Source organism: Cupriavidus sp. YR651 (assembly GCF_900101625.1).
In the GTDB taxonomy this organism is placed as follows: Bacteria; Pseudomonadota; Gammaproteobacteria; order Burkholderiales; family Burkholderiaceae; genus Cupriavidus.
On the sequence record NZ_FMYZ01000003.1, the window covers coordinates 246,859 to 270,549 of the forward strand.

General features: G+C 64.0%; 21 protein-coding genes and 1 pseudogene. 9 read left to right on the top strand and 13 right to left on the bottom strand.

All coding sequences use genetic code 11. The annotated features are described in order from the left end of the window. The first annotated feature begins 10 nt into the window (after positions 1–10). The 6 genes from BLR29_RS10760 to BLR29_RS10785 all read left to right on the top strand — a co-directional run bounded on the left by BLR29_RS10760 (position 11) and on the right by BLR29_RS10785 (position 8,011). Positions 11–1,177 carry a CaiB/BaiF CoA transferase family protein gene (locus tag BLR29_RS10760; RefSeq protein WP_255371178.1) on the top strand — a complete coding sequence of 389 codons (1,167 nt, stop codon included), beginning with the start codon at positions 11–13 and terminating at the stop codon, positions 1,175–1,177. After that, on the top strand, positions 1,174–1,947 hold the full coding sequence (locus BLR29_RS10765) for an enoyl-CoA hydratase-related protein (protein WP_092136957.1): 774 nt from the start codon (positions 1,174–1,176) through the stop codon (positions 1,945–1,947). The genes BLR29_RS10760 and BLR29_RS10765 overlap by 4 nt, the downstream gene beginning before the upstream one ends. Beyond that, entirely contained in the window at positions 1,947–2,282 is a 336-nt protein-coding gene (gene fdxA, locus BLR29_RS10770; RefSeq protein ID WP_092136958.1) for a ferredoxin, read from the top strand. Before BLR29_RS10765 ends, fdxA begins: the two co-directional genes overlap by 1 nt. Positions 2,283–2,320: 38 nt before the next feature. Further along, the gene (locus BLR29_RS10775; protein ID WP_092136959.1) at positions 2,321–3,235 is read left to right on the top strand and encodes a LysR family transcriptional regulator; all 915 of its coding nucleotides are present in this window, start codon (positions 2,321–2,323) and stop codon (positions 3,233–3,235) included. 107 nt (positions 3,236–3,342) lie between these two features. Continuing rightward, positions 3,343–4,773 carry an aldehyde dehydrogenase family protein gene (locus BLR29_RS10780; protein WP_092136960.1) on the top strand — a complete coding sequence of 477 codons (1,431 nt, stop codon included), beginning with the start codon at positions 3,343–3,345 and terminating at the stop codon, positions 4,771–4,773. A 391-nt stretch (positions 4,774–5,164) separates the two neighbouring features. Beyond that, positions 5,165–8,011, top strand: a complete 2,847-nt coding sequence (locus tag BLR29_RS10785) for a toll/interleukin-1 receptor domain-containing protein (RefSeq protein ID WP_176860922.1) — start codon at positions 5,165–5,167, stop codon at positions 8,009–8,011. A 135-nt stretch (positions 8,012–8,146) separates the two neighbouring features. Here BLR29_RS10785 and BLR29_RS10790 read toward each other — a convergent pair whose 3' ends face one another. The 9 genes and pseudogenes from BLR29_RS10790 to BLR29_RS10830 all read right to left on the bottom strand — a co-directional run bounded on the left by BLR29_RS10790 (position 8,147) and on the right by BLR29_RS10830 (position 18,227). After that, positions 8,147–9,217, bottom strand: a complete 1,071-nt coding sequence (locus BLR29_RS10790; protein ID WP_092136962.1) for a porin — start codon at positions 9,215–9,217, stop codon at positions 8,147–8,149. Between the two features lie 95 nt (positions 9,218–9,312). Further along, positions 9,313–10,575, bottom strand: a pseudogene (locus BLR29_RS10795) (malic enzyme-like NAD(P)-binding protein); the annotation flags it as partial. A gap of 86 nt (positions 10,576–10,661) precedes the next feature. Further along, on the bottom strand, positions 10,662–11,339 hold the full coding sequence (locus BLR29_RS10800; protein WP_092136964.1) for an orotate phosphoribosyltransferase: 678 nt from the start codon (positions 11,337–11,339) through the stop codon (positions 10,662–10,664). A 13-nt stretch (positions 11,340–11,352) separates the two neighbouring features. Then, the gene (gene aspA / locus BLR29_RS10805; protein WP_255371179.1) at positions 11,353–12,771 is read right to left on the bottom strand and encodes an aspartate ammonia-lyase; all 1,419 of its coding nucleotides are present in this window, start codon (positions 12,769–12,771) and stop codon (positions 11,353–11,355) included. A 29-nt stretch (positions 12,772–12,800) separates the two neighbouring features. Beyond that, entirely contained in the window at positions 12,801–13,844 is a 1,044-nt protein-coding gene (gene pyrC / locus BLR29_RS10810; protein ID WP_092136966.1) for a dihydroorotase, read from the bottom strand. Next, on the bottom strand, positions 13,841–15,112 hold the full coding sequence (locus tag BLR29_RS10815; RefSeq protein ID WP_092136967.1) for a hydantoinase/carbamoylase family amidase: 1,272 nt from the start codon (positions 15,110–15,112) through the stop codon (positions 13,841–13,843). The genes pyrC and BLR29_RS10815 overlap by 4 nt, the downstream gene beginning before the upstream one ends. Before the next feature lie 16 nt (positions 15,113–15,128). After that, positions 15,129–16,079, bottom strand: coding sequence for a dihydroorotate dehydrogenase (locus BLR29_RS10820; RefSeq protein ID WP_092136968.1), 951 nt, complete (start codon positions 16,077–16,079; stop codon positions 15,129–15,131). Beyond that, positions 16,072–16,920 carry a dihydroorotate dehydrogenase electron transfer subunit gene (locus BLR29_RS10825; RefSeq protein ID WP_092136969.1) on the bottom strand — a complete coding sequence of 283 codons (849 nt, stop codon included), beginning with the start codon at positions 16,918–16,920 and terminating at the stop codon, positions 16,072–16,074. Before BLR29_RS10825 ends, BLR29_RS10820 begins: the two co-directional genes overlap by 8 nt. Positions 16,921–16,988: 68 nt before the next feature. Continuing rightward, positions 16,989–18,227, bottom strand: a complete 1,239-nt coding sequence (locus tag BLR29_RS10830; protein WP_092136970.1) for an MFS transporter — start codon at positions 18,225–18,227, stop codon at positions 16,989–16,991. Positions 18,228–18,470: 243 nt separating this feature from the next. Here BLR29_RS10830 and BLR29_RS10835 point away from each other — a divergent pair, with 243 nt between their 5' ends. From BLR29_RS10835 to BLR29_RS10845, 3 genes are all read left to right on the top strand, one after another. Further along, positions 18,471–19,352: a helix-turn-helix domain-containing protein gene (locus tag BLR29_RS10835; protein WP_092136971.1), complete on the top strand. Its 882-nt coding sequence runs from the start codon at positions 18,471–18,473 to the stop codon at positions 19,350–19,352. Positions 19,353–19,376: 24 nt separating this feature from the next. After that, positions 19,377–19,700: a hypothetical protein gene (locus BLR29_RS10840; RefSeq protein WP_092136972.1), complete on the top strand. Its 324-nt coding sequence runs from the start codon at positions 19,377–19,379 to the stop codon at positions 19,698–19,700. A gap of 96 nt (positions 19,701–19,796) precedes the next feature. Further along, a complete protein-coding gene (locus BLR29_RS10845; protein WP_092136973.1) occupies positions 19,797–20,282 on the top strand; it encodes an adenosine-specific kinase in 486 nt (161 codons plus the stop codon). 54 nt (positions 20,283–20,336) lie between these two features. Here BLR29_RS10845 and BLR29_RS10850 read toward each other — a convergent pair whose 3' ends face one another. The 4 genes from BLR29_RS10850 to BLR29_RS10865 form a co-directional block, all read right to left on the bottom strand. After that, positions 20,337–20,654 (bottom strand): NIPSNAP family protein, encoded by a 318-nt coding sequence (locus BLR29_RS10850; protein WP_092136974.1) that lies wholly within the window; start codon positions 20,652–20,654, stop codon positions 20,337–20,339. Between the two features lie 33 nt (positions 20,655–20,687). Then, the gene (locus BLR29_RS10855) at positions 20,688–21,665 is read right to left on the bottom strand and encodes a Bug family tripartite tricarboxylate transporter substrate binding protein (RefSeq protein WP_092136975.1); all 978 of its coding nucleotides are present in this window, start codon (positions 21,663–21,665) and stop codon (positions 20,688–20,690) included. 139 nt (positions 21,666–21,804) lie between these two features. After that, positions 21,805–22,704: a helix-turn-helix domain-containing protein gene (locus tag BLR29_RS10860; protein ID WP_092136976.1), complete on the bottom strand. Its 900-nt coding sequence runs from the start codon at positions 22,702–22,704 to the stop codon at positions 21,805–21,807. Between the two features lie 63 nt (positions 22,705–22,767). Beyond that, on the bottom strand, positions 22,768–23,661 hold the full coding sequence (locus BLR29_RS10865; protein WP_092136977.1) for a LysR family transcriptional regulator: 894 nt from the start codon (positions 23,659–23,661) through the stop codon (positions 22,768–22,770). Between the last annotated feature and the right edge of the window lie 30 nt (positions 23,662–23,691).

The following is a 23,691-nucleotide window of genomic DNA, read 5'->3' on the forward strand; positions in this document are numbered from 1 at the left end:
GACAGGGAATATGCAGCAAGACATGCCGCTGACGGGTATCCGGGTGATCGATTTCACCCAGGTCATGATGGGCCCCGTGTGCACGCAAACGCTGGCCGACTACGGCGCCGATGTGATCAAGATCGAGCGCAAGGGGGCAGGCGATCTGAGCCGCTCGACCTTCGAGCCGGTGGCGGGCACCGATAACCCGATTTTCTGCAGCCTGAACCGCAACAAGCGCAGCATCGCGCTTGACCTGCGCGATCCGGCCGCGATGGCGCACGTGAAAACGCTGATCGCCGGCGCGGACGTGGTCGTCAACAATTTCCGGGCTGGCGTGATGGAGCGCATGGGCCTGGGTTACGAGGCATGCCGCGAGCTGAACCCGCGCATCATCTACGCCGTTGGCACCGGCTTTGGCGAGAGCGGGCCTTACGCCCACAAGGGCGGGCAGGATGTGCTGGCGCAAGCCGTCAGCGGCGTCATGGCGCGCCGCGCTGACGAATCGGTGCCGGTTTCGGTCTACCCGACGGCGCTGGCCGACTACTCGGCCGGCATGCACATGGTGCAAGGCGTGCTGCTGGCCCTGCTGCACCGCGCCCGTACCGGCGAGGGGCAGAAGATCAGCGTGTCGCTGTACAACTCCATGCTGGCTATGCAGATGCAGGAGGCGGCCATGATCATGATGGAGGATTCGGAGGTCAACTGGGCCGCCATGCCACTGTCCGGCGTGTTCCACACCCAGACCGGGCCACTGGTGATGGTCGGCGCATTCAAGGAGAATCCGCTGCGCGATATCTGTACCGCGCTCGAACTCGAAGACCTGTCGGCCGATCCGCGCTACTGCGACCTCAACCAGCAGTTCCGCAACAAGGCTGCGCTGCAGACCATGCTGCGCGAACGCTTTGCCGCCAACACGCGCGAGCACTGGCTGGCGCGCCTGGAAGCGCAGGACATCCTGTGCGCACCGGTGCGCGACCTGCGCGAGGCGCTGGTGGACCCGCAGACCCTGCACAACCAGATCCTGCTGGAAGGGCAGGGCGAAGGCCGGCCCGTCAAGTTCGTCGGCAGCCCGATCAGCATGTCGCGCGCGCGCGTCAGCCTGCGCCGGGCGCCGCCGCGCCTGGGCCAGCACAACGAAGAGGTGCTGGGTGAACTCGCCCAGGCAACCACCTGCGCAAAGGCGGAGGCAGCATGAGCGTCCATCTGCAAGTCGAGAATTTCGTCGCCACGGTGACGCTGTCGCGCCCCGATGTGCTCAATGCGATCGACCTCGCCACCGAGGCCGAACTGCAGCGCATCTGGACCGAGCTGGAAGGCCGCCGCGATGTGCGCGTGGTGGTGCTGACCGGAGCGGGCGAGCGCGCCTTCTGCGTCGGCGCCGACCTGAAGAATCCTTCCACCACCGGCCTGGAGTACTGGGGCGCGGCGCGTCCCGGCGGCTTCGGCGGAATCGCCCTGCGCGAGTCGCTGAACGTGCCGGTCATCGCCCGCGTGAACGGCTTTGCCCTCGGCGGTGGCTTCGAGATGGTACTGGGCTGCGATATCGTGGTGGCCTGCGAGGAAGCCAGCTTCGGCCTGCCGGAAGCCCTGGTCGGGCGCATGCCGCTCGACGGCGGCATGACCTTGTTGCAGCGCCAGATCCCCTTCCGCAAGGCGATGGCGCTGCTGCTCACGGGACAGCGCATGCCGGCACGGGAAGCCGCCGAGATCGGCCTGGTCAACGAAGTCGTGCCGCGTGCAGAACTGGATGCGGCGGTGCAGCGTTGGATCGACGCGCTGCTGGCGTGCGCGCCGCTGTCGCAGCAGGCAATCAAGCAGGTGGTGCGGCGCACTTCGACGCTGTCGCCCGTGGATGCTCAGGCGCAGCGCCTGCCGGCGCTGGTGGCCGCGCTGCAGTCCGAGGACGCGCACGAAGGCGTGCTGGCCTTCCAGCAAAAGCGCAAGCCACAGTGGCGGGGTTGCTGATGGCCTACGTCATTGCCTCGGGATGCATCGACGTCAAGGATGGCGCCTGCGTAAAATGCTGTCCTGTTGATTGCATCTATGAAGGCGGGCGCACGCTCTATATCCACCCGGATGAATGCATCGGTTGCGGGGTGTGCGTGTCGGTGTGCCCGACCGAAGCAATCTACGAGGATGTGGAACTGCCGTCGGCCGAAGCGGTATTTGCCGACGTCAACCGCGACTTCTTCGCCAGCGGGGTGAGCGGCATCGGCTCGCCCGGCGGTGCCGACTATGTCGGGCCGCTTGCCTGCGACCATCCGCTGGTGGCCGCGTATCCGGCCAGGGACGGGCGCTAGGCCCGGCGAGCCGGCATCGCGATTCGAGAGAACAGGTCATGCACGCCAGCATTCTGAAGTACTTCGTCGAGGTCGCACGCTGCGGGTCGATCCGCAAGGCAGCGCAGAATCTCTATGTCGCATCGAGCGCAGTCAACCGGCAGATCCTCAAGCTCGAAGCCGAAATGGGGACCGACCTGTTCGACCGCCTGCCCAACGGCATCCGCCTGAATGCCGCCGGGGAACGGATGCTGCAGCATATCCGCGCGACGCTGAACGACTTCCACCTGATGCGTAGCGAACTCGACGAACTCAAGGACGAGCGCAAGGGCCACGTGTCGGTGGTGGCGATGGATTCGCTGTTTGTTGATTTCCTGCCTGCCGCCGTGGAGGACTTTACCGAGCTCTACCCCGCGGTGACATATGCCGTCGCGGCGGTCACGCCGTGGGACGTGGCGCCCAAGGTGCTGGGCGGCGAATACGATGTCGGCGTCACCTTCGTCGCCAAGCTGCCCGCGGGGCTGGACGTGGTGGCGCAGGTAGCGCTGCCGCCTGGCGTAGTGATGGCGTCCTCGCACCCGCTGACCAAGCTGGAGCGCCTGAGCTTTGCCGATTGCCGCAACCATGCGTTTCTGCGCCTCGAGGGACGCTCGCCGATACAAGGCGTGGTGTCGCCCAGGTTTGCCGAGTTCTGGGATATTCAGACGCCTAGCGTGACCTGTAATTCGACGACCCTGCTCAAGCGGCTCGTGGCCTCGGGGCGCGGCATCTCGTTCTTCTCGAAGCTGGCCTTCCTCGATGAAATCGCGAACGGCGAAGTGGTCTGGCGACCGTTCGACGAACCCAATATCAACTCGCTGACAGTTGGCATCATCACGCCGAACCAGCGCGTGCTGTCCAAAGTCACTCATGAATTCGTCAGAGGCATCGTGCACCGCCTGAAGCAGGTGGAGCTGTCCTTGCTCGATACCTGACCGCCCGAAGTCAATCCAGCCCGATAGCTGTCATCACTTCTCCCGCGCGGGCGGGAGAACGATGGCTGTCGTCCGATCTATCCATCTGAAACAGTGAAGGTCTTCGAATGAAGCACAACTATATCGCCGGCCAATGGCTGGAGGGCATCGCCAGCGTCGCCAATATCAACCCGTCCGACACTGCCGACGTGATCGACTACTATGCCCACGCCGACGCCGCCCAGGCGGGTGAGGCCATCGCGGCTGCCCACGCGGCCGCGCCGCTGTGGGCGCGCAGCACGCCGCAGCAACGCGCCGACGCGCTCGACAAGATTGGCAGCGAGATCCTGGCGCGCCGCGAAGAGCTCGGCGGGTTGCTGTCGCGCGAGGAAGGCAAGACCTTGCCGGAGGGGATCGGCGAGGTCACGCGAGCCGGCAACATCTTCAAGTTCTTTGCTGGCGAAGCGCTGCGCCAGCGTGGTGACAAGCTGGCGTCGGTACGCCCCGGGGTGGAGATCGAGGTCACGCGCGAGCCGGTGGGCACGGTTGGGATCATCGCGCCATGGAACTTCCCGATGGCCATCCCGGCCTGGAAGATTGCCCCCGCGCTGGCATTTGGCAACGCAGTGGTGTTCAAGCCCGCTGAACTGGTGCCGGGCTGCGCCTGGGCGCTGGCGGAGATCATCAGCCGTGCGGGGTTGCCCGCGGGCGCATTCAATCTCGTGATGGGCCGCGGCTCGCAAGTCGGCCAGGCGATGCTTGACGACCGGCGCATCGACGCGATTTCGTTCACCGGCTCGGTCGCCACCGGCACCCGCGTAGCGCAGGCCGCCGCGCAGCGGCTGGCCAAGGTCCAGCTCGAGATGGGCGGCAAGAACCCGATGGTGGTGCTCGATGACGCCGACCTGGAACTGGCGGTCGAATGCGCGGTGCAGAGCGCGTTCTTCTCCACCGGCCAGCGTTGTACGGCATCGAGCCGGCTCATCGTGGAGCAAGGCATTTACGCGCGCTTCATCAAGCGCATGCGGGAGCGTACGGCGGAGCTCAGGATCGATCATGCGCTCACCGCCGGCACCGATATCGGCCCCGTGGCCAGCGCCGACCAACTCGAGCAGGACCTGCGCTACCTCGCCATCGGGCAGCAGGAAGGCGCCCGCCTGGTGTGCGGCGGCGAAGCGGTGACGCGCGCCACCCCTGGCTACTATCTGACGCCGGCCATCTTTGCCGATTGCAGCAACGAGATGCGCATCTGCCGCGAGGAAATCTTCGGACCGGTCGTTGCCGTGATCCCGGCCAGAGACTATGAGCATGCGCTCGAGCTTGCCAACGACACCGAGTTCGGCCTTGCCACTGGCATCTGTTCCAACTCGCTCAAGCATGTGCAGCACTTCAAGCGGCATGCGCAGGCCGGCATGGTGATGGTCAATGTGCCCACTGCGGGCGTCGACTACCACGTGCCATTTGGTGGTCGCAAGGGCTCCAGCCTGGGTTCACGCGAGCAAGGCAGCTACGCGGCCGAGTTCTACACGACGGTGAAAACGGCTTACGTGGGTTGTTGAACCACGCCACGCTGGCGCGCCGTCGACGGCAGAATCGCGAAGACCAGCGGCTCGGCTGACGCATCGGTGACTCTGTGCGTGCTGACCAAGTCACTTCCGGTGTGTTGGTTGTTGTGAACGCTCCGGCGGCGCGCGAACGGGAATCCGGTGTCCGCCCTGGCGCGGCAAGCGGGCGTCGAGCCTGAAAATGCCGTGCAGATCAGACTGAAACGGCGCGCAGTTGCACTTTGCTGGCGGTCCTCTACGCTGCTTGCATGCCCGGACCGCCCTCACGCGCCTCCCGGGCAAGTACGTAAGAAGAATGCAACGTAGCGGGAGCGCCTGCGACGAGACTGACGCCGCGATGTCCGCCTGGGCGACGCGTTGCGAACAGCGGCGGACCTTGGTGACGATGTCAGTCTTCATCTCCTATTCGCGTCGAAACACCGACTTCGTCCGTCGCCTGCACGAGGGCATGGTCGCGCACGGCCGCGAAACCTGGGTTGACTGGGAGGGGATCCCGCCGACGGCCGACTGGATGAACGAAATCCACGCGGCGATCGACGCGGCCGAGGCCGTCGCGTTCGTGTTGAGTCCGGATTCCATCAAGAGCGCGGTCTGCCTTCAGGAGCTTGAGCACGCCCTTGCCCAGAACAAGCGGTTGATCCCGCTCGTCTGCCAGGAGGTCAATCCGGGCGAAACGCCACCGGCGCTGGCCCGGCTGAACTGGGTGTTCTTCACTGGTGACGATTTCGACAAGGCCTTGCAGACGCTGCTGTCCGCAGTCGATACCGATCTGGACTGGGTAAAGGCACACACACGACTGCTGGTACGCGCGGCCGAGTGGGATCGAAAGGCGCGCGAACCCAGTCTTGCATTGCGGGGCGCTGACCTGAAGGCCGCCGAGCAATGGCTCACCGAAGGTCCGACGAAGTCTCCACCGCCCACCGAGCTACAGACGCGGTACGTCATCGAGAGTCGCCGCCTGGCGGTCAGGCGTCGAACGTTCCTGCTCTCTGGTGTCGGCGTGGCCTTGATCGTTTCGGCCGTGCTGGGCACCCTGTTCCTGCTTCAGCGCAAGGAATCAGGCCGTCAGGAGGCGGTCGCCGTTTCACGCCGCCTGGCTGCGGTCGCCGAACGCGTACAGGACGCCCCCCTCGAGTATTCAGACGATGCAAGTCGCTTGCACCTCGGTGTGCAGTTGGCCGCGGAGGCGTTGCGACGTGTCGACGCCGTGGGTGAACGGTCAGTCGAAGCCGACCGGGTGCTCCGAGCTGCGGTGGCGCGTCTGCCCCAGCGCATTGCGCAGCTTGGAGGCGACGATGCCTTGCGTATCGACGCCCTCGCATTCCTTGGCGGAGCCGAGCTCGTCGCCGCCAGCAAAGCGATGTCGGCCAGCGTTATCTGGCGCCTGGACGACTCGAAACCCGTTGGGGGAGGGAAGGACACGGGCAAGGCCAACGCCAACGCCGTCGTGCTCAGTCCTGACGGCGGCACGCTGGCAACGATCGAGCCGAAGCATCCCGAAGGTCCGGTCGCCGTGCGTGAGGCCCGCAGCCACGCGCTCAAGGTGCGCATCAGGGAATCGACGGACGCCGTGGACGTTGCGCTTGCGCCTGGCGCTACGTATGCGCTCGTGACGCAGGTAAAGTGGCTTCCCGACAAGAACAGCTACGAGCCGCCCGTGTCGACACTCTGGCAATTGCCGCCTGATGGGCACGATGCGCGGGAGATCGTGAAGCTGCCGCCGATTTTCGGCCCGGTGTTCAGTCCCGATGGTGCCTACCTCGCAGCCCTCGGCAAGGACTACGAACCCCTGATCTGGTCGGTCGAGCGACTGAGCAAGGGCGACCCGTTACCCTTGCGTTCCCTGGCGGCCGATGCGCCGCTGGCAGGCCGGTCGTTCTTTAGCCCCGATGGCCGGTATCTGGCGATCTCCTACGGCGAGAACCCGAACCGTATCGGCGTCTGGGCCGTTTCCGATTGGTCGAGGGTCTACGACCTCCCCGCGCCGGAGGCGTCCCACCTGATCGCCGTCGCGCCCGGTGGTCGCTATGTGGCCCTGGCCGCGGAGCATGGCAGCGCGTCCCTGGTGCGCGTGTTTGACAGCGAGCATCAGTGCGAGGTCACGCAGGCGCTCGCCGGCACGACCGCCCCCGTGGTTGCGTTCGCCGCCGCTGGACGCAGAATGGCCCTCGGCGCCGCCAATCGTATCGACATCTTAGAGTTCCCGTCGGGCTGTGGCGATGAAAGGCAATTCGACTCACTCACCGGTGCGGTCGAGGTCGCTTTCTCGGCCGACGAAAGACAACTGCACGTCGTCGCGCGTTCGGGCGAAGGGCTTGCGCTGCAGCGCGTGGAGGTGTCCGGCGCACGAGTCCTGTCCACCACGCCGCTAGGATCGGCCGTCGTCCTGCAATTCAGCGGGGATGGCAGCGCGCTGGCGCTCGCGTCCGACAATCGGGTTCGGCTCGTCGATGTCGCGACCGGCCGCGAGCGCGCCAGCGTCACCTCGACCGACGTCGTGGCAGCGCTCGCCCTGAGCGCGGATGCGGGCTACCTGGCCGCGGCTACCCGGGGCAAGGTACTCCAGGTCTGGAGCGGGGCGTCCCTGCATGAGCTGCCGTCGGCGCCGCTACCCGAACCGCTCGATGCAAGCGCCGGTTCGCTTGCCATCGATCCACGGCGCGTCGTCGCCATTACACGGAGCGAGGCGAGGCGAATTGGGGAACCGCTCAACCTGGAGTCGTGGACGTTGCCGGCGATGGCGCATGCCGCGACGCCAGTCGGGCAGGATCGAGGCGGCTTTGCTGCGAACGTCTGTGGTCTGAGCAAAGGCGGCGGTCGCGTCGCCATCAATGCGGGCGTATCGGGGATCCGGGTGCGCGAAACGGCGTCAGGACAAGACATCGTGATTCTGGACGATCCTGGCAAGAACCGGCGCTGCGCGTTCAGCGCGGACGAACGCTACCTTGCGGTGGAGACCGAAGGATTCATACGGATCTGGGATGTGGGCGGCCAGATCGAAGTCGCACAGCTCAGGGCGTCCGCAGGCGTGCGCTCCTTCGCTTTCAGTCCCGGTGGGCGATACCTGGTTGCCGTGCTTGAGAATGGGAACCTGGGGCGATGGCTGCTTCGGCCTCGGGATCTGATCGAGGACGCCTGTGCGCGGCTGCCGGAAAAAATGTCGCAGGATAACTGGGAGCGATATGTCGGGAGCACGCCCTACATCGAGTTGTGTCCCGGGCTCGCCAAATAAGGGGTGAGGTGGAGTGTTGGTGGAACGTCCGGCCGAGCGGACCCAACGCATGCATTAGCCGAATCACGTACATGGGGAACGCAGGCGAGACCGACGTGTTCTCCCGCCAGTCTCGCTCCTGCAAATGCAGCGTGCCTAGAATCGATGCCGCATCCCGGCGCCAAAGGTCTCGGCGTGCGATTGACCGGTCACGCGGTCATAGAAGTACGCGGCATACAGATCGGTCCGCTTGGACACGTTGTAGTCGTAGGCAATCGCCGCCGTATGCCGGCCCATCGCGGCCGTGTCGTTGCGCGTATTGGCATAGGCATATGAAGCCAGCACGTTGCCCGCGCCCAGCGGGACCAAAACGCCAGCCTGCCCATTGGCATGGCGGATATCGCCTTGTGCGCCATTGACAGCCGTGCGAATGTACTGGGCCTGCCCAAATACCTTGGCGACGCCAAAGTCGTAGCTCAGGCCAAACTGGGCGGCCGTCTGCTTGTCGAAGCCGGCCAATGCCGCGGGTGGAGCGGTGACATCGCCGGGGACGATATTGAACCTGGACTGCTGGACCGCCGCCGTTGCCGCAAACGCCCCGTTGAAGTAGGTCACATTGCCGCCAAACTTGTTTTGTCCCGTGCTTCCAGGCTGCTCGCCAAACGCATAGATCAGATTCACCGTCAGGCCGCCAAAATTTGGCGATGAGTACACGACGGAGTTCGACCAACCCGAGTCACCAATGATGCCGGGGTCGAATACACGTCCGTCGGTGGCCGTCTTGTACGTCTGGAAGATGGAAGGCCCGAAGTTGTAGGAATCGACCAGCGGATTGAACAGGATCGTCGAAAGAAAGTACGGCGTTGTGTTTCGCCCCAGCCTGACCGTACCGTAGGTGGAGGATTGCAGTCCCACGTAGGAACTGCGCGTCAGGAACCCGTCAGTGTCGGATCGGCCGAAGCGCCCGGTGTCGACGCGATAGTAGCCATTCAGGTCGAAGATTGCCTTCAGGCCGCTGCCCAGATCCTCGGACCCGCGCATGCCCCAATAGGAAGTCTGCATGCCGCCAGCCCCCAGGATTGCTGCACGGTCTCCACCCGAGGCTTTCGTGGAGCCGACAAAGGCGTCCACCTGGCCATAGAGCGTGACGCTCGATTGCGCCAACGCAGGCTGAATCAGCCCTGCCGCCAGCGCTGCGGCGGCAAGGGATCGGTTCAATTGATGCATGGTCTCCTCCTTATTTTTTAGGAACGTTGTTGAGCTTGCTGAGCTTGCTGAGAACGCCGCGGTGATCAACCCGAAAACACGAAGCGTCGTGCAGCGAGTTGCGAGCGATAGGCCGCCATGTCGACAATCGGGCGTCGTGCCACGCCGGCATCCATGGCTGCCTGGGCCACGGCAGGCGCGAGATGCGTAATGAGGCGGGGGTCGAATGGCTTCGGAATCAGGTACTCGGCGCCGAATTCAAACGATTGGCCGGGATAGGCGCTGGCAACCTCCTGGCCGGGCGCTTCCTCTGCCAACGCGGCCAGGGCGTGCACGCACGCCAGCTTCATCGACTCGGTGATCGTTGTTGCGCCGACGTCGAGCGCGCCACGGAAGATGAACGGGAAGCACAGCACGTTGTTCACCTGGTTGGGATAGTCCGAGCGACCGGTCGCAATGACGCAATCGGGGCGCACGTTGCGCGCTTCCTCCGGGCGAATCTCGGGTTCGGGATTGGCGAGTGCGAGAATCAACGGGCGCTCACGCATGCCACGCAGCATGTCGGGCTTGAGCACACCGGCACTTGAGCAACCCAGGAATACGTCGGCGTCTTCCAGCGCCTGGCCCAGCGTGCGCGCCAGATAGGACGTTCCATCCTGGGCGTAGCGTCGCTTGCCTGGTTCGAGTGCTTCGCGCTCGGAATGAATCACGCCGCGAGAATCCAGTACGGCGATATGCTCACGACGCAGTCCAAGGCTGACCAGCAGGTCAAGGCACGCCAGGGCCGCGGCACCGGCGCCCGAGCAAACCAGCTTGACGTCGTCGATGGATTTTCCGACGACCTTGAGGCCATTCAGGATGGCTGCGGCAGCAATGATGGCGGTGCCATGCTGGTCATCGTGGAATACCGGGATGTGCATCCGTTCCCGCAGCGCCTGCTCGATGTAGAAGCACTCCGGTGCCTTGATGTCCTCCAGATTGATGCCACCGAACGTCGGCTCCATCATGGCGATGGCGTCGATGAGCTTGTCCGGATCCGTTTCAGACAGTTCGAGGTCGAACACATCGATATCGGCGAACGCCTTGAACAGGCAGGCCTTCCCCTCCATCACCGGCTTGGCGGCAAGTGGACCGATATTGCCAAGCCCCAGTACTGCGGTGCCGTTGGTGATCACACCAACAAGATTGTTGCGCGCCGTATAGTGCCGCGCGTCCTGCGGATCGGCGTGGATCGCTTCGCACGCGATGGCGACACCGGGGGAGTAGGCCAGCGCGAGATCGGCCTGATTGGCAAGTGGCTTGGTGGGCGCGATGGAGATCTTGCCGGGTGTCGAGGCGCGATGGTATTCGAGTGCGCGTTGCTTGAATGCGTCGTCCATGGGTGGTTTCAGAAAATGCGGGCAAAAGGAGGCCACCGCCCGTGGTGAACGGGCGGAGGTGCCACATACAACTCAAAGGTTTGGGGCTATCCGGCGATGCCGCCGTGCGCGCTGGACCAGTGCGGTGGATCGCTCAGGAACGCGCGCAGCTCGGACAGTTCAGCCTCGGGCACGTCGCCGGATTCGCTCAGGACGTCCAGGACGTCGCGCCACGTGGCCAGGGCGTGGACATTCGGCTTCCACCTGGAAAGCGCGTCGGCTGTGGGGAAGGTTCCGTAGTCGAACAGGACCAGGATGTCCTGCACGGTCGCACCCGCAGCGGACAGTGCCTCGCAGAAGGCGACCTTGGATCGTCCTGCCGCCATCATGTCGTCGACCAGCAGCACGCGGTCACCGGGACGGATATCGCCCACGACCTGCGCCGCAGGGCCCATGCCGCGGGCTTCCTTGCGCACATAGACCATTGGCAGGTTCAATAACTCGGCGAGCCATGCGGCGAATGCAATGCCACTGGATTCGGCGCCAGCAATCACATCGATGCCGGTCAGGCGATCCCGGTCACGGAGCAGCGCCAAGCCTTGCCGGACTAATGCGCGACGCAACGCCGGGTAAGAGACCAGGCGGCGGCAATCGATGTAGACAGGGCTCGTCCAGCCTGAAGGAAGGCGGAATGGCTCATCGCTGCGAAAGCGAACGCAACCGGCATCCAGCAGTGCCTGGCTGACCGATGCCTGGAGGGTGAGGTCGGTGCGGTTCCTGAACATGGCAATCGTTCCTTTATGCCTTGCCGTGCATGTCCGCACGGGGTTGCACCAGTGCCTCCGGACGCAGCGCTTCTTCCAGAGCCTCCGCCGTCATCAGGCCGCGGGCGAGTACCACTTCACGAATCGTCCTGTTCTCCGCGTAGGCCTGGGCGGCAACAGACGTCGCGTTCTTGTAGCCGATCACGGGATTGAGGGCCGTCACCAGTGCGATGGACCGCTCGATGGTCTCGCGCAGGCGCTCCGGGTTGGCAGTGATGCCGTTGACGCATTTCTGAGCCAGCGTCACGCACCCATTCGTCAAATGCCGGAAGCTGCGGAACAGGCTCGCGGCGATGACTGGCTCGAAGGCATTGAGCTGCAACTGCCCAGCTTCTGCCGCAAACGTGATGGTCGTGTCATTGCCAAACACCTCGAACGCTATCTGGTTGACCACTTCCGGAATGACGGGGTTGACTTTGCCCGGCATGATCGACGAGCCCGCCTGCATCGGCGGCAGGTTGATCTCGCCGAAGCCTGAGCGCGGGCCGCTCGACAGGAGTCGCAGGTCGTTGCAGGTCTTGGAGAGCTTGACGGCAATTCGTTTGAGCACGCCAGAGATCTGGACGAACGCACCGCAGTCCTGGGTGGCTTCCACCAGGTTGGGTGCGAGCGCAAGATCGAGACCTGTGATACGCCGCAGCGCGACCAGCGCCTTCGCCGCATAGTCGGGATGGGCCGTGATGCCCGTGCCGATGGCCGTCGCGCCGAGATTGATCTCGCGAATCAGCGTTCCTGCTTCGCGCAGCCGTGCCATGTCCTCTTCCAGCATCACGGCATAGGTGGAGAACTCCTGCCCGAGGGTCATTGGGACTGCATCCTGAAGCTGCGTGCGCCCCAGCTTGTAGAGACCGGCAAATTCCTTTGCCTTCATGTCGAAGGCAACGCGGAGTACGGCCATCGCTTCCAGGAGATGCTCGATGGCAAAGCACGTAGCGATGCGAAGCGCCGTCGGATAGACGTCGTTGGTGCTTTGCGCCATGTTCACGTGCTCGTTCGGATGCAGGACGGCGTATTCCCCCTTTTGATGGCCCAGGTGCTCCAGGGCGCGGTTGCAGATCACCTCGTTGGCGTTCATGTTGGTGGAGGTGCCGGCACCGCCCTGGATCGTGTCAACGATGAACTGATCGTGCAGGCGGCCGTCGCGCACGTCGTGGCACGCGGCAATGATGGCGTCGCGCAGCGCGGGAGCGAGCAGGCGCAGCTCGGCGTTGGCCTCGGCGGCGGCCTGCTTGACCGAAGCCAGCGCGATGATGAGCTCCGGCCACGACGAAATGGGCGTGCCGGTAATCTGGAAGTTCTCCCAGGCCCGCAGGGTATGCACGCCATAGTAGGCGTCGGCGGGAACCTGGCGTTCGCCAAGCAGGTCGGCTTCAATGCGGTAGGTAGTAGTCACGGTGCGGTCCAATGAAATAGTGCGTGAAGCTATGCGAGGGTCCATGGCAGCGTTTCCCCGGCGAGGAACGTCTGGATGCGGCGTCCATCTGGCAGGTCGATGCTCCCGGTCACGCGCGTCGGTATCCGGTGGAAGGTGACAGTGCCTTCGTTCAGCGGGACGCCATAGAAGCGCGCGCCGTTCTCACTGGCGAATTTTTCGAAGTGGTGCAGGGCTTGTTCTTCTTCGAACACCGTCAGGTATGCCTGCAAGGCGATGGGGGCGCTGAAGATGCCGGCGCAACCGCATGCCGATTCCTTGGCGTCCGTGTCGTGCGGTGCGGAATCGGTGCCCAGGAAGAAGGCGTGCGACCCGGAGGTGGCCGCGCGCCGCAGCGCGAGTCTGTGCTGCTCGCGCTTGAGCACCGGCAGGCAGTAGTAGTGAGGGCGAATGCCGCCGGTGAACATCGCGTTGCGGTTGAACATCAGGTGCTGCGGCGTGATGGTGGCGGCCAGGCGGCCGCTTTCATCGCGCATGACGAAATCGGCTGCCTCCTCTGTCGTGATGTGCTCCAGCACGACCTTCAGTCGCGGATAGCGGGTGAGGATCTGCGTCAGCGTCGTGCGTAGAAAGGCCGCTTCCCGATCGAAGACATCGACCGCCGGGTCCGTGGACTCGCCGTGGATCAGCAACGGCATGCCAATGTCCTGCATGGTCGCCAGGACGCCGGCAGTCCGGTCGACCGATGTGACGCCATACTCGGAATGCGTGGTGGCGCCAGCGGGATAGAGCTTGGCGGCGGCAAACGCTCCGCACTCGAATCCGGCACGGATTTCCCCGGGGTCGGTGTCGTCGCAGAGATAGCACGTCATCATTGGCGTGAACGCCGAATCGCCGGGTAGTGCATCGCGAATCCGCTGCCGATAGGCGAGAGCCGCTTCGACAGTCGTAACCGGCGGCTTCAGGTTCGGCATCACGATGGCCCGGCCGTACTGGCTGGCGGAAGCCGGCAGCACGGCGCGCAACATGTCGCCATCGCGCAGATGCAGATGCCAGTCGTCCGGACGGCGAATCGTGAGCGTCTCGATGGTCATGATTGCCTCCCGCGCGGAATGGCCTCAAGCGCTTCGTACAGGACCTTCGTGCCGAGCATGAAGTCGTCCAGGTCCATGGCTTCGTCGGGATTGTGCGAGCCGTGTTCGTTGCGGACGAAAAGCATCGCGGTCGGGATGCCGGCATTGGCAAACAGCGACGCGTCATGGCCTGCGCCGCTCGGGACCATCTCCACTGGCAGTTTCGCGTTGGCACACGCGTTGCGCAGGAGATCCGAAAGCCCGGGGTCCATCGTCGCTGGCGCGGATTCAATGCGGCGATCAAATTCGAAATGCACGCCACGATCGCGGCTGATGGCCTTGCACTCGGTGCGGAACAGCTGGTAGAAGCCTTCGAGCGTGTCCACGCTTTTGCTGCGCACCTCGAAGCTGAAGTCGACCTTGCCGGGAATGCGCGAGATGGAATGTTCGGCGGGATCCGTGGAAACCATCCCGGTGGTGACGACCAGATCGCTGCCGCGTTCCAGCAGCACTTTCCAGTGCTCGTCGAGGCGTGTAATGAGGTCAGCCACTGCGAACATCGCATCCTTTCGCAGCCAACGGGGTACGGCGCCAGAATGGCCGGGTTCGCCGATGCATGTCACGCGATTGTGGCGGACATTCCCGCGAATACCCGGCACCACGGCCAGCGGCAACTTCCGCGCCACCATGACGGGCCCCTGTTCGATGTGCAATTCCAGGTACGCAGCGGCAGACGCCCGGTCGAACAGCGGTTGCTGCAGCGCAATGGCTTCGATGTCGGCACCGGCCTCCGCCATGCACTCCGAGAGCGTTCGGCCGGAACTGCGATGCTTCAGCGCAAGGTCGTCCGGCGTCAGCTTGCCCAGGGCAGCACCAGAGCCCATGTATGCCTTGCCGAACCAGGCGCTTTCCTCGCCGCGGAAGGCGACGACCCGAAGTGGCGCAGCGCTGGCTGCGCCTTGCTCCTTCCGCGCGACCTGACACAGTAGCCCGGCAACAATGCCAGCGAGTCCGTCGAAGTTGCCGCCTTGCGGCACCGAATCCATATGCGAGCCGACCCAGGCAGCCGGCGCGCCGGCGTCCTCTTCAGGCAGCGAGAACACAAGGTTGGCGGCTTTGTCGCTCTGCACGGAAAGCCCATGCTGCTCGGCGAAGCGACGCAGGTAGTCCGCCGTTGCGGACTCGCCCGCACCGTAGCTGTCGCGCGTGACGCCGACACCGTCAAAGGACAATGCGCGGATATCGGCGAGGAGCTGCTCGGCCAGCGGCTTGAGGTTGAGGATGTCCATATGCGTGTCCGGTTGCTCAGCCCGATTGCTGGGCGAACCGCAACCAGCGGTCACTAAGCTGGCGATCCAGAATTACCTGGCCAGTGAGATCGCGGATGGATTCGACGCCGGTCTGCTCGCAGTACGCGCGGAGTCCATCGATGATCTTCTGCATCGCGGCCGGATCACGGAACGACGCGGTGCCAACCTGGATGGCGGAAGCGCCTGCCAGCATGAATTCGACGGCGTCCTCGGCACTTTGAATGCCACCGCAGCCGATGATGGGAATGCGCACGGCGCGGTAGCATTGGTGCACCATGCGCAGCGCAACCGGCTTGATGGCGGGCCCCGAAAGGCCGCCCATGACATTGCCCAACCGGGGCTTGCGGGTACGGATATCGATTGCCATGCCCAACACGGTGTTACCCATCACGATGGCATCGGCGCCTGCTTCTTCCGCAGCCCTGGCGATCGAAGCGATGTTGCCGGCGTTCGGCGTGAGCTTGACCCAGAACGGGTGCCTGGTGCGACGGCGGATCGCGGCGACGGCCTTGTAGGTCGTTTCCGGCAGCATGGCGAAGGCCATGCCGTCGGCTTCAAGATTCGGGCAGGAGATGTTTGCCTCGATCGCCGCCACTTCAGGCAGGGACAGCTCTTCGCAGGCCGCGCCGAACTCTTCGGCGGTATCGGCGGAGATCGATACGATGACAGGCGTGTCGTATTGCGTGTAAGGCGGGAGCACTTCCTTCCTGTAGTACTCGAGCCCCTTGCTGGGAATGCCGATCGAATTGAGCATCCCGCCATGAGTTTCCGCCACGCGTGGCGTGGGGTTGCCGGCCCGGGATTTCGGTGAAACGCTCTTGATGACCAGCGCGCCAAGCTGGTTCAGGTCCATGGCCTCGCGATACTCGATCGCAAAGCAGCCGGATGCGGGCATTACGGGGTTGCGCAGCGTCAGATCGCCAACCCGGACAGTCAAATTAGCCAAACTCCACCTCCCCGACGACTTCGCGAATCTTGAATACCGGACCTTCGCGACACACGCGCAGGAACTGCTTGTCGCCATCGCAATCGAACAGGCGCACGCAAGACAGGCACACGCCCATGCCGCAGGCCATGCGCTGCTCCATGGCGACTTCGCCTTGCACATCCGGATGGTCTTGAAGCACCCGCTGAAGCAGCATCAGCAGGCGGTGAGACCCGCAGGTGTAGATGGCGTCGGGGCGTTGGTCGGCGATGAGACGTCGAATCAGGGCCTCGACGGCCTCCACGGAAGACGTGCCGTCCGCGTCGAATACGCTATGCACTTCTGCCGTGGCGCCGCGCAGGAACTGCTTTTCCATCAGGTCGCCAGAGGTGCGTGCGGACATCACCGCGGTGATCCCCACGCCAGCAGCCGCAGCCTCGTGGATCAGCGGTGCCATCGTGGCCAGACCAACGCCACGGGCCACGACGAGAATCCTGCGGAAGGCGGGCTCGAACGTAAAGGTGTTGCCGAGCGGGCCGACAATGTCCATGTGGCCGTCGACGGGCAGCGTCGCCATCGCCCGCGTGCCGACGCCGGTGACGTTGTAAAGGAACTCGATCCGTCCGGCTTCAGGGCCGGCGCCGTAGACGCTCATCGGCCGCAGCAGGAACGGTTGCTCTTCGGCGGTGGTCGGGCAATTGAGCTGGTAGAACTGCCCAGGCCGCGTAATGTTGGCGATCGGGGCATCGGATTCGAGCCTGATGTACTTGTATCGCTGGTTGACCCAGTAATGCTCGACAATTCGACAGCGATAGGAGGCTACGGTAGCCGCGGAATCCGGGCTACACACGGTGGCACACATGGGGATGACTCCTGAGAAATGCGCTGCGCCGGACGGCGCAGCCGAGGAATGCCTGACAGGTTCTGGCGTTATTCCAGTTCCACGCCCTTGAGCTCGGGAACAAGGAAGAATGTTGCGATCATGTCGAGGACGTAGATGCTGGCAAGCAGTGCGATCGCGAGTTGGAAGGAGTAGGTTGCCGCGATGGCGCCTACGACAATCGGTCCAAGTCCGCCTACCGCGCGTCCGATATTGAACAGGACGTTTTGTGCGGTAGCGCGTGCCGCCGTGGGGTAAGCCTCGGAGATCAGCGCACCGTATCCGCCGATCATGCCATTGACGAACATGCCCATTACCGCACCGGCCCACAGCATCGTCATGGGATCAGACAACCTGGCATAGAGCAGCACCATCGCAACCGCGCCAGCCTGGAAGAACAGGAAAGTCGGCTTGCGGCCAATGCGGTCGGCGAGATGGCCAAAGATCACGACGCCAATCATCATTCCGACGATCGTGACAGAGGTCCACATGGCCGACTTGGTCAGCGAGAATCCGAGCGTCCTGGAGAGATAGGTGGGCAGCCAGATCATGATGCCGTAGTACCCGAAGTTCTGGACCGAGCAAAGGACGACGATGCCAAGGCTGGTTCGCGTGGTCTTGCGGTCTGCCACCAGCAGCCTGAATGCGTTGGGCTTCTTCTCCGTACGGGCGCTCCGCACGAATACTTCGGGCTCGTGCAGGCGATTACGGATAAACCACGCTACCAGCGCCGGAATCACGCCAATCAGGAACATTCCGCGCCAGCCCACCACGGGCAGCAGCAGTGGGGTCAACAGCGCAGCCATCAGCACCCCCGATTGCCAGCCCAAGGCGACATAGGACGAGACGCGCGCCCGCTTGCTGGCCGGCCAGGCTTCGGCTGCGAGTGCCATGCCGATGCCGAATTCGCCGCCGAGGCCGATGCCGGCGATGGTGCGATAGGCCAGCAAATCCCAGAACCCCTGCGCAAAGGCACACATGCCGGTGAACACCGCGAACAGGACAATGGTCCAGGTCAGTACGCGAACGCGCCCATAACGGTCGCTGAGCGCGCCGAAGATGATCCCGCCTGCAACGGCGCCGATCAGCGTCCATGTCACCAGTGCGCCCGACTGGCTGGTGCTGAGCGCGAGGGCGGCACTGATGGCAGGCAGCATGAAGCCAAGAATCAGGAGGTCAAAGCCGTCCATGGCGTAGCCAATGGCCGATCCGGCCAAGGCCTTCCATGCGTAGGGGGAAGTTGGGGCCTCGGCCTCTGAAACTGACTGAGTGAGGGGCTGGCTGCTCATGCTGTCTCCATTTTTAGACTGTAGGGGCCTGAAAAACCACTGCATTGCGGTGCACTTGGGGTTCATGGACGAGGCCAAGTGCTGATGCAGTGGAGAATCTTATTTTTTAGACTATGTCGAAGGCCCTGCGATTGCAAGCGGTTTGCAGCGAACTTCGGGTTTCCACCGATGCTCGCCCGTTGCGCGGTATCGTGCGCGCAGTTGACGTGCTATAGTGAAATCCATCTAATTAATGAGACAGAAATGGAACACCGCGCCACGACATTGGGTGGGATCGACTTCGAAGCCATCGGTGCCCGGCTTCGTGCCTACCGCCTGGGCGCGCAGCTAAGGGCCGAACAGATTGCCGATGTGCTCGGGATCTCGCGTGCCGCGGTCTACCGGATGGAGAAAGGCGAGATCGTCAAGATTGAAACGCTCGAGCGGCTCGCCGGCATCCTGGGTACGTCGCTCGAGTCGCTGCTTGGAGCTGGCACCGAATACTATCCCTCGGCCATCGCCTACATCGAGCGGATGCGGCAGCTTGAGCAAGGTGCGACGCGCATCCTGGCGCACTTCGAGCCCATTTCGTTCCTGCTCACTTCACCCAGCTACGCGGGGTATCTCGAGCAAATGCTGAGAGAGAGCGGGGACAACGACGAAGGCCGGATCCAGGCCATGATGGAATTGCTGCGCGAACGGAAAGCGTCCTATAGCTCGCAGCCAGCGCCGATTGTGAGCCTGATTGGTTTGCGCGAGCTGGAACGGTTCGTGCACTTCGGGTTGGTCGGACGAATGGATTTGCCGCCAGCGACAAAGATGGAACGGTCGCTGGCTGCCCGATCCGAAGTGGCGCGCATTGCCAGCCTCCTGGAGCAGCAACCTGCCGGGATGCAGATCGGCATCGTCAACGAGAGCATGCCGAACGCCACGTTTCAGATCTTCGAGCGACCAACCGGGTCGTACGTGGCAATCAGCCCATTTCGCTTCGGCGAATTTCCCAATATCTCCGGAGGCATTGCGTCTGTGACCGCCGCGCCAGAGGCTGTCTCCCTGTACACGAACATGGTCGAGGCGTTGTGGCAGCGATCCTACAAGGGCCTCGACGGCGCCGATCTATTGCGGCGCATGCTGCAACAAGTTTGATTTGATTGTTTTAGAGAGAGACTCATGGACTTCAAGACCATCACCGCCGAGTTTGCGCAGAGCGTCCCTGGAACGGACGCCTTCCTGAAGGTCAAGCAACAGTCGCTTGCGCTCATGAAGAGCGATCCGGGCAATGCTGCAGCCTACTTCCTGATCTACGGCTTCGCCCGCTCCTATGTGATCCTGCACGACGATGAAGGCATTACGACCGAAGTCGCGAGCGCCGCTCAGGCTCAGTTGCTGGGCTACATGAAGGCGATCGAGCCGACACTGGGCAATGACCAGGCGCTCCTGAAAGCCATGAATCAAATCGTGCTCGACTACGATGGGCGGCGCCAGCTTTTCTAATCGGGAAACCTGATCGAGCCGCATCTGGCTCGGCTTGCATTCGAAGGCTCGCCACCTACCATTGTCTGCATGCGGGGCAACTCGGGAGGGCAGGTCATGGAACTCAGCGTGGTGCAGGTATCGAAGCCGGAAGCGACCAATTTCATCTTCGGACAGTCGCATTTCATCAAGACCGTCGAGGATCTGCACGAGGCGCTCGTCGGTACGGTTCCTGGCATCCGGTTCGGCATCGCCTTCTGCGAGGCGTCCGGCAAACGGCTCGTGCGCTGGTCCGGCACCGATGAGGCGATGATCGACCTGGCCTGCCAGAACGCGATGGCGATCGCGGCCGGACATACCTTCCTGATTTTTCTTGGGGATGGGTTCTTTCCGGTCAATGTACTGGGCGCCGTGCGCGCCGTGCCGGAGGTGTGCCGCATCTATTGCGCCACCGCGAACCCCACGCAGATCATCGTCGCGCAGACGGAGCTGGGACGGGCCGTGCTCGGCGTGGTCGATGGCGAGCCGCCACTCGGCATCGAGACCGCGGCCGACATCGCCGACCGCAAGGATCTGCTGCGGCGCATCGGCTACAAGCTTTAAGACCCCCTATCGCCCGGCGCCGAACGCGCCGGCGGGCCGCGGTCGCAGGTCCGCCTACGGCGTGAAGAACGACACCGGCGTCATCAGCCGGTTCTCCTGGCTGATGAGGTAGCCGGCCTCGGCGCTCATTTTCAGGTACTCGCTCCAGGCCGGGTCCCTCTGCAGCGCCTGGCGCTTTGCCTCGCGATCGGCAGCGCTGTCATAGACCCAGATGTGCATGTAGCTGTTGACATTGCCGGTCTCGGTTTGCATGTAGGCCAGCGGCTTGCCCAGGTGGCGGCTCTGGGTCGCGTAGCCGTACTCGGCATACAGCGCCAGGTGTTTCTTGATCGTGCCGGGGTGGCAGGTGTAGGTGCGAACGTCGAACAGCATGGGGTTTCCTCGAACGGTGGCAGATGAGTGGATTCAATCGACGGTGGCGCCGGATTGCCTGACAAGCACGGCCCAGCGCGCCACCTCCTGGTTCACGTACTTCTGAAATGCAGCCTGGTCGTCGCCGACGGGATCGGCGCCGAGCCCTTTCAGCCGCTCCTTGACGGCGGGGTCGGCTACGCTCTGGACGATGGCCTGCGCGAGTTTCTCGACGGCGGCCGGTGGCGTGCCGGCCGGCGCGAACAGGCCGAACCACGAGCGCGCGGTCATCCCCGGGAACGGCGTTTCCGAGAAGGCGGGCACGTCGGGCAGGGCGGCGTGGCGCTTGCTGCCGGTGACCGCCAGCGCCTTGAGCTTTCCGCTCTGCACCTGCGCGAGAACTTCGGGCAGGTTGGCGAACATGATCTGCACCTGGCCGCCCATCACGTCATTGAGCGCCTGCGCTCCGCCCTTGTAGGCCACGTGCGTCATCTTCGTGCCGGCCAGCGTGCTGAACTGCTCGCCGGCCAGGTGGGATGCGGTGCCGGTGCCGCCCGACGCGTAGTTGACGCGGCCGGCATGGGCCTTGGCGTACGCCGCGAGCTCGCTCGCCGAATTGGCCGGCACCGACGGATTCACCACCAGCAGCAGGGGCACCGACGCCAGGTTCGACAGACCCACGAAATCGCGCGTGAGACTGTAGTTGAGCTTCTGGTAGAGCGACGCGTTGATCGCGTGGCTCGACGTGGCCATCAGCAGCGTGTAGCCGTCGGGGTCCGAGCGTGCGGCCGAGACGGCGCCGATGTTGCCGTTGGCGCCGGCCTTGTTTTCCACCACGATCGACTGCCCGAGCCGGGCCGACATGGCTTGCGCCACGGTGCGCGCAATCACATCGGTGGCGCCGCCGGCGGCGAACGGCACGATGATGCGCAAGGGATGATCCGGGTAATCCGCCATCGCGCTGAGGGAAGTGACGGCCAATGCGGTGGCCACGGCAAGGCTCCGCAACGGAGCGATTGCTTTCTTGTACATGTCTGTCTCCTGTGCCTCTGGTTTCTTATGGCATGCCGACGGCGACGCCGGGTTCGGCTGCGCCATGGGGGACACTTTAGGCAGCTGCGTGGCGGCGGCGTTAGGACGGATCAGACGTTGTGTTGGACTTTTTCGCGCGTCATTCCAGCGGGCGGCAATGCTTCCTGCGGAAGTCGCCCGGCGTGAGGCCGGTCTGCTTCTTGAAGAAGCGCGCGAAGTAGGCCGGGTCCTCGATATTGAGACGGAACGCGATCTCGGCGATGCCCGTTTCGGTGTTGCTGAGCCAGCGCTTGGCTTCGAGCACCACGCGTTCCTGCACCACCTGGCTGGCCGTGCGCGCCACGGTTCGCTTGACCGCGTCGTTGAGCTGACGCTCGCTCACGCATAGCGCCTCGGCGTACTGGCCGATCGTGCCAAAGCGCAAGTAGTGCGTTTCCACCAGCATCGTGAAACGGCGCGTGAGCGCCTGCTGCGGGCCAACGCCGCCAGCGTGCTCGTTGCCGGGGCACAGGCGGCGCAGACGCGTGAGAAGGATCATCAGGCAGGCCCGCACCACGTCGGGGAAGCCAGGCTGGCGATCGCGCGCCTCGCGCTCCATCTCGCCGAGCAGCGGCAGCATGCTGTCATGCTGGGCTTGCGTGAGATAGAGCGCACTGTTGCCGCGCGAGGGGTGGTAGAACGGAAATTTCGCGACATCTTCGGCGCGCGGAAACATCCGGGCGAAGAAGTCGGTGCTGAAATTCAGCACATAGCCGTGGGGTTTGACCGATGACGTCCAGGCATGGACCTGGCCTGGCGAAAGGAAGAACACCGAGTGGTCGCGCACGTCGAAATGCGCGAAGTCGAGCATGTGCGTGCCGCTCGCTCGAGTCATCCAGAGCAGGTGGTAGTAGTTGTGCCGGTGCAGGAAACCGCGCGGGATGTCATCGCGGTCCTGCAGCCGCACGAGGTCGAAGTAGAACGACCCCTCGCCCGCGAAATCCGACGTCTCGAAGGTGGGAAACTCGCCGGAGGGGCTGGAGGGGAGGGCTTCGGGCAAGCGCGGGTTTCCTTGCGGTTTCGGATCCTGGTTACCGGCGCCATCCTATCGCAAAGTGCGGCATCAAGCGTCTCCTGCTGCAAAGATCTCGCGCAGCCATTGCGCGAAGACCCGAACCCGTGACGAGAGCTGGCGATGCTGCGAATACAGAACGGAGACGGGCATCGGGGGGCACGGGAAGTCCGGCAGGACGATCTTCAGGCGACCCGACGCCAGTTCCGCGGCCACCCGGTAGCGGGGCACCTGCACGAGCCCCAGCCCCGCCACCGCTGCCCCGGTGTAGAGATCGGCGCCGGTCACTGAAACGATCGCGGGAAGCTGGACCGCCGCCACGCGGCCATTCGCCGTGAATTCGAGTGGGACGGCTTTGCCAGTCGCGCTGGAGACATAGTTCACCGCCCGGTGTGCCGCCAGTGCGTGCAAGTCGGCCGGCTCGCCATATTTCGCGAGATAGCCGGGGGCGGCGACGGTCACCTGCTCCAGCAGCGCGATCTGCCTGCCTACCATCGATGAGTCCTGCAGCGTGCCAGCTCGCAATACGCAATCGACGCCTTCGCGCACCAGGTCCACCAGGCGGTCGTCTTCGCCGATCTGCAGTTCGATCTCCGGGTACTGGGCCAGGAAATCGGGCAGTGCCGGTACCACGAAATGGCGGGCCAGCGTGCCTTGCAGATTCACACGTAGCAGCCCTTTGGGCGCCGTGTTCCGGAACGATCCCTCGGCCTCCTCCAGATCGGCGATCAGCCGCACGCATCGACGGTAGTACGCCTCGCCATCATGCGTCAGCCGCACCGTGCGGGTAGTGCGCTCCAGCAGCCGGGTGCCGAGCCGCTGCTCCATGCGCTTGATCAGGTTGGTCACGGTCGCCCGGGGTATCTGCAAGTCGTCGGATGCCTGCGTAAAGCTCTGCCGCTCGGCAATACGTACAAAGGCCTGCATTTCCTGAAAGCGATCCATCAGGCGCTCCGTTGGGTTTATTGTTAAAGA

What these genes read in the sequence shown, in the direction of transcription:
- BLR29_RS10760 (WP_255371178.1), top strand. Translation starts at nt 11, where the DNA reads ATGCAGCAAGACATGCCGCTGACGGGTATCCGGGTGATCGATTTCACC.
- BLR29_RS10765 (WP_092136957.1), top strand. Translation starts at nt 1,174, where the DNA reads ATGAGCGTCCATCTGCAAGTCGAGAATTTCGTCGCCACGGTGACGCTG.
- fdxA (WP_092136958.1), top strand. Translation starts at nt 1,947, where the DNA reads ATGGCCTACGTCATTGCCTCGGGATGCATCGACGTCAAGGATGGCGCC.
- BLR29_RS10775 (WP_092136959.1), top strand. Translation starts at nt 2,321, where the DNA reads ATGCACGCCAGCATTCTGAAGTACTTCGTCGAGGTCGCACGCTGCGGG.
- BLR29_RS10780 (WP_092136960.1), top strand. Translation starts at nt 3,343, where the DNA reads ATGAAGCACAACTATATCGCCGGCCAATGGCTGGAGGGCATCGCCAGC.
- BLR29_RS10785 (WP_176860922.1), top strand. Translation starts at nt 5,165, where the DNA reads ATGTCAGTCTTCATCTCCTATTCGCGTCGAAACACCGACTTCGTCCGT.
- BLR29_RS10790 (WP_092136962.1), bottom strand. Translation starts at nt 9,217, where the DNA reads ATGCATCAATTGAACCGATCCCTTGCCGCCGCAGCGCTGGCGGCAGGG.
- BLR29_RS10800 (WP_092136964.1), bottom strand. Translation starts at nt 11,339, where the DNA reads ATGTTCAGGAACCGCACCGACCTCACCCTCCAGGCATCGGTCAGCCAG.
- pyrC (WP_092136966.1), bottom strand. Translation starts at nt 13,844, where the DNA reads ATGACCATCGAGACGCTCACGATTCGCCGTCCGGACGACTGGCATCTG.
- BLR29_RS10815 (WP_092136967.1), bottom strand. Translation starts at nt 15,112, where the DNA reads ATGGACATCCTCAACCTCAAGCCGCTGGCCGAGCAGCTCCTCGCCGAT.
- BLR29_RS10825 (WP_092136969.1), bottom strand. Translation starts at nt 16,920, where the DNA reads ATGTGTGCCACCGTGTGTAGCCCGGATTCCGCGGCTACCGTAGCCTCC.
- BLR29_RS10830 (WP_092136970.1), bottom strand. Translation starts at nt 18,227, where the DNA reads ATGAGCAGCCAGCCCCTCACTCAGTCAGTTTCAGAGGCCGAGGCCCCA.
- BLR29_RS10835 (WP_092136971.1), top strand. Translation starts at nt 18,471, where the DNA reads ATGGAACACCGCGCCACGACATTGGGTGGGATCGACTTCGAAGCCATC.
- BLR29_RS10840 (WP_092136972.1), top strand. Translation starts at nt 19,377, where the DNA reads ATGGACTTCAAGACCATCACCGCCGAGTTTGCGCAGAGCGTCCCTGGA.
- BLR29_RS10845 (WP_092136973.1), top strand. Translation starts at nt 19,797, where the DNA reads ATGGAACTCAGCGTGGTGCAGGTATCGAAGCCGGAAGCGACCAATTTC.
- BLR29_RS10850 (WP_092136974.1), bottom strand. Translation starts at nt 20,654, where the DNA reads ATGCTGTTCGACGTTCGCACCTACACCTGCCACCCCGGCACGATCAAG.
- BLR29_RS10855 (WP_092136975.1), bottom strand. Translation starts at nt 21,665, where the DNA reads ATGTACAAGAAAGCAATCGCTCCGTTGCGGAGCCTTGCCGTGGCCACC.
- BLR29_RS10865 (WP_092136977.1), bottom strand. Translation starts at nt 23,661, where the DNA reads ATGGATCGCTTTCAGGAAATGCAGGCCTTTGTACGTATTGCCGAGCGG.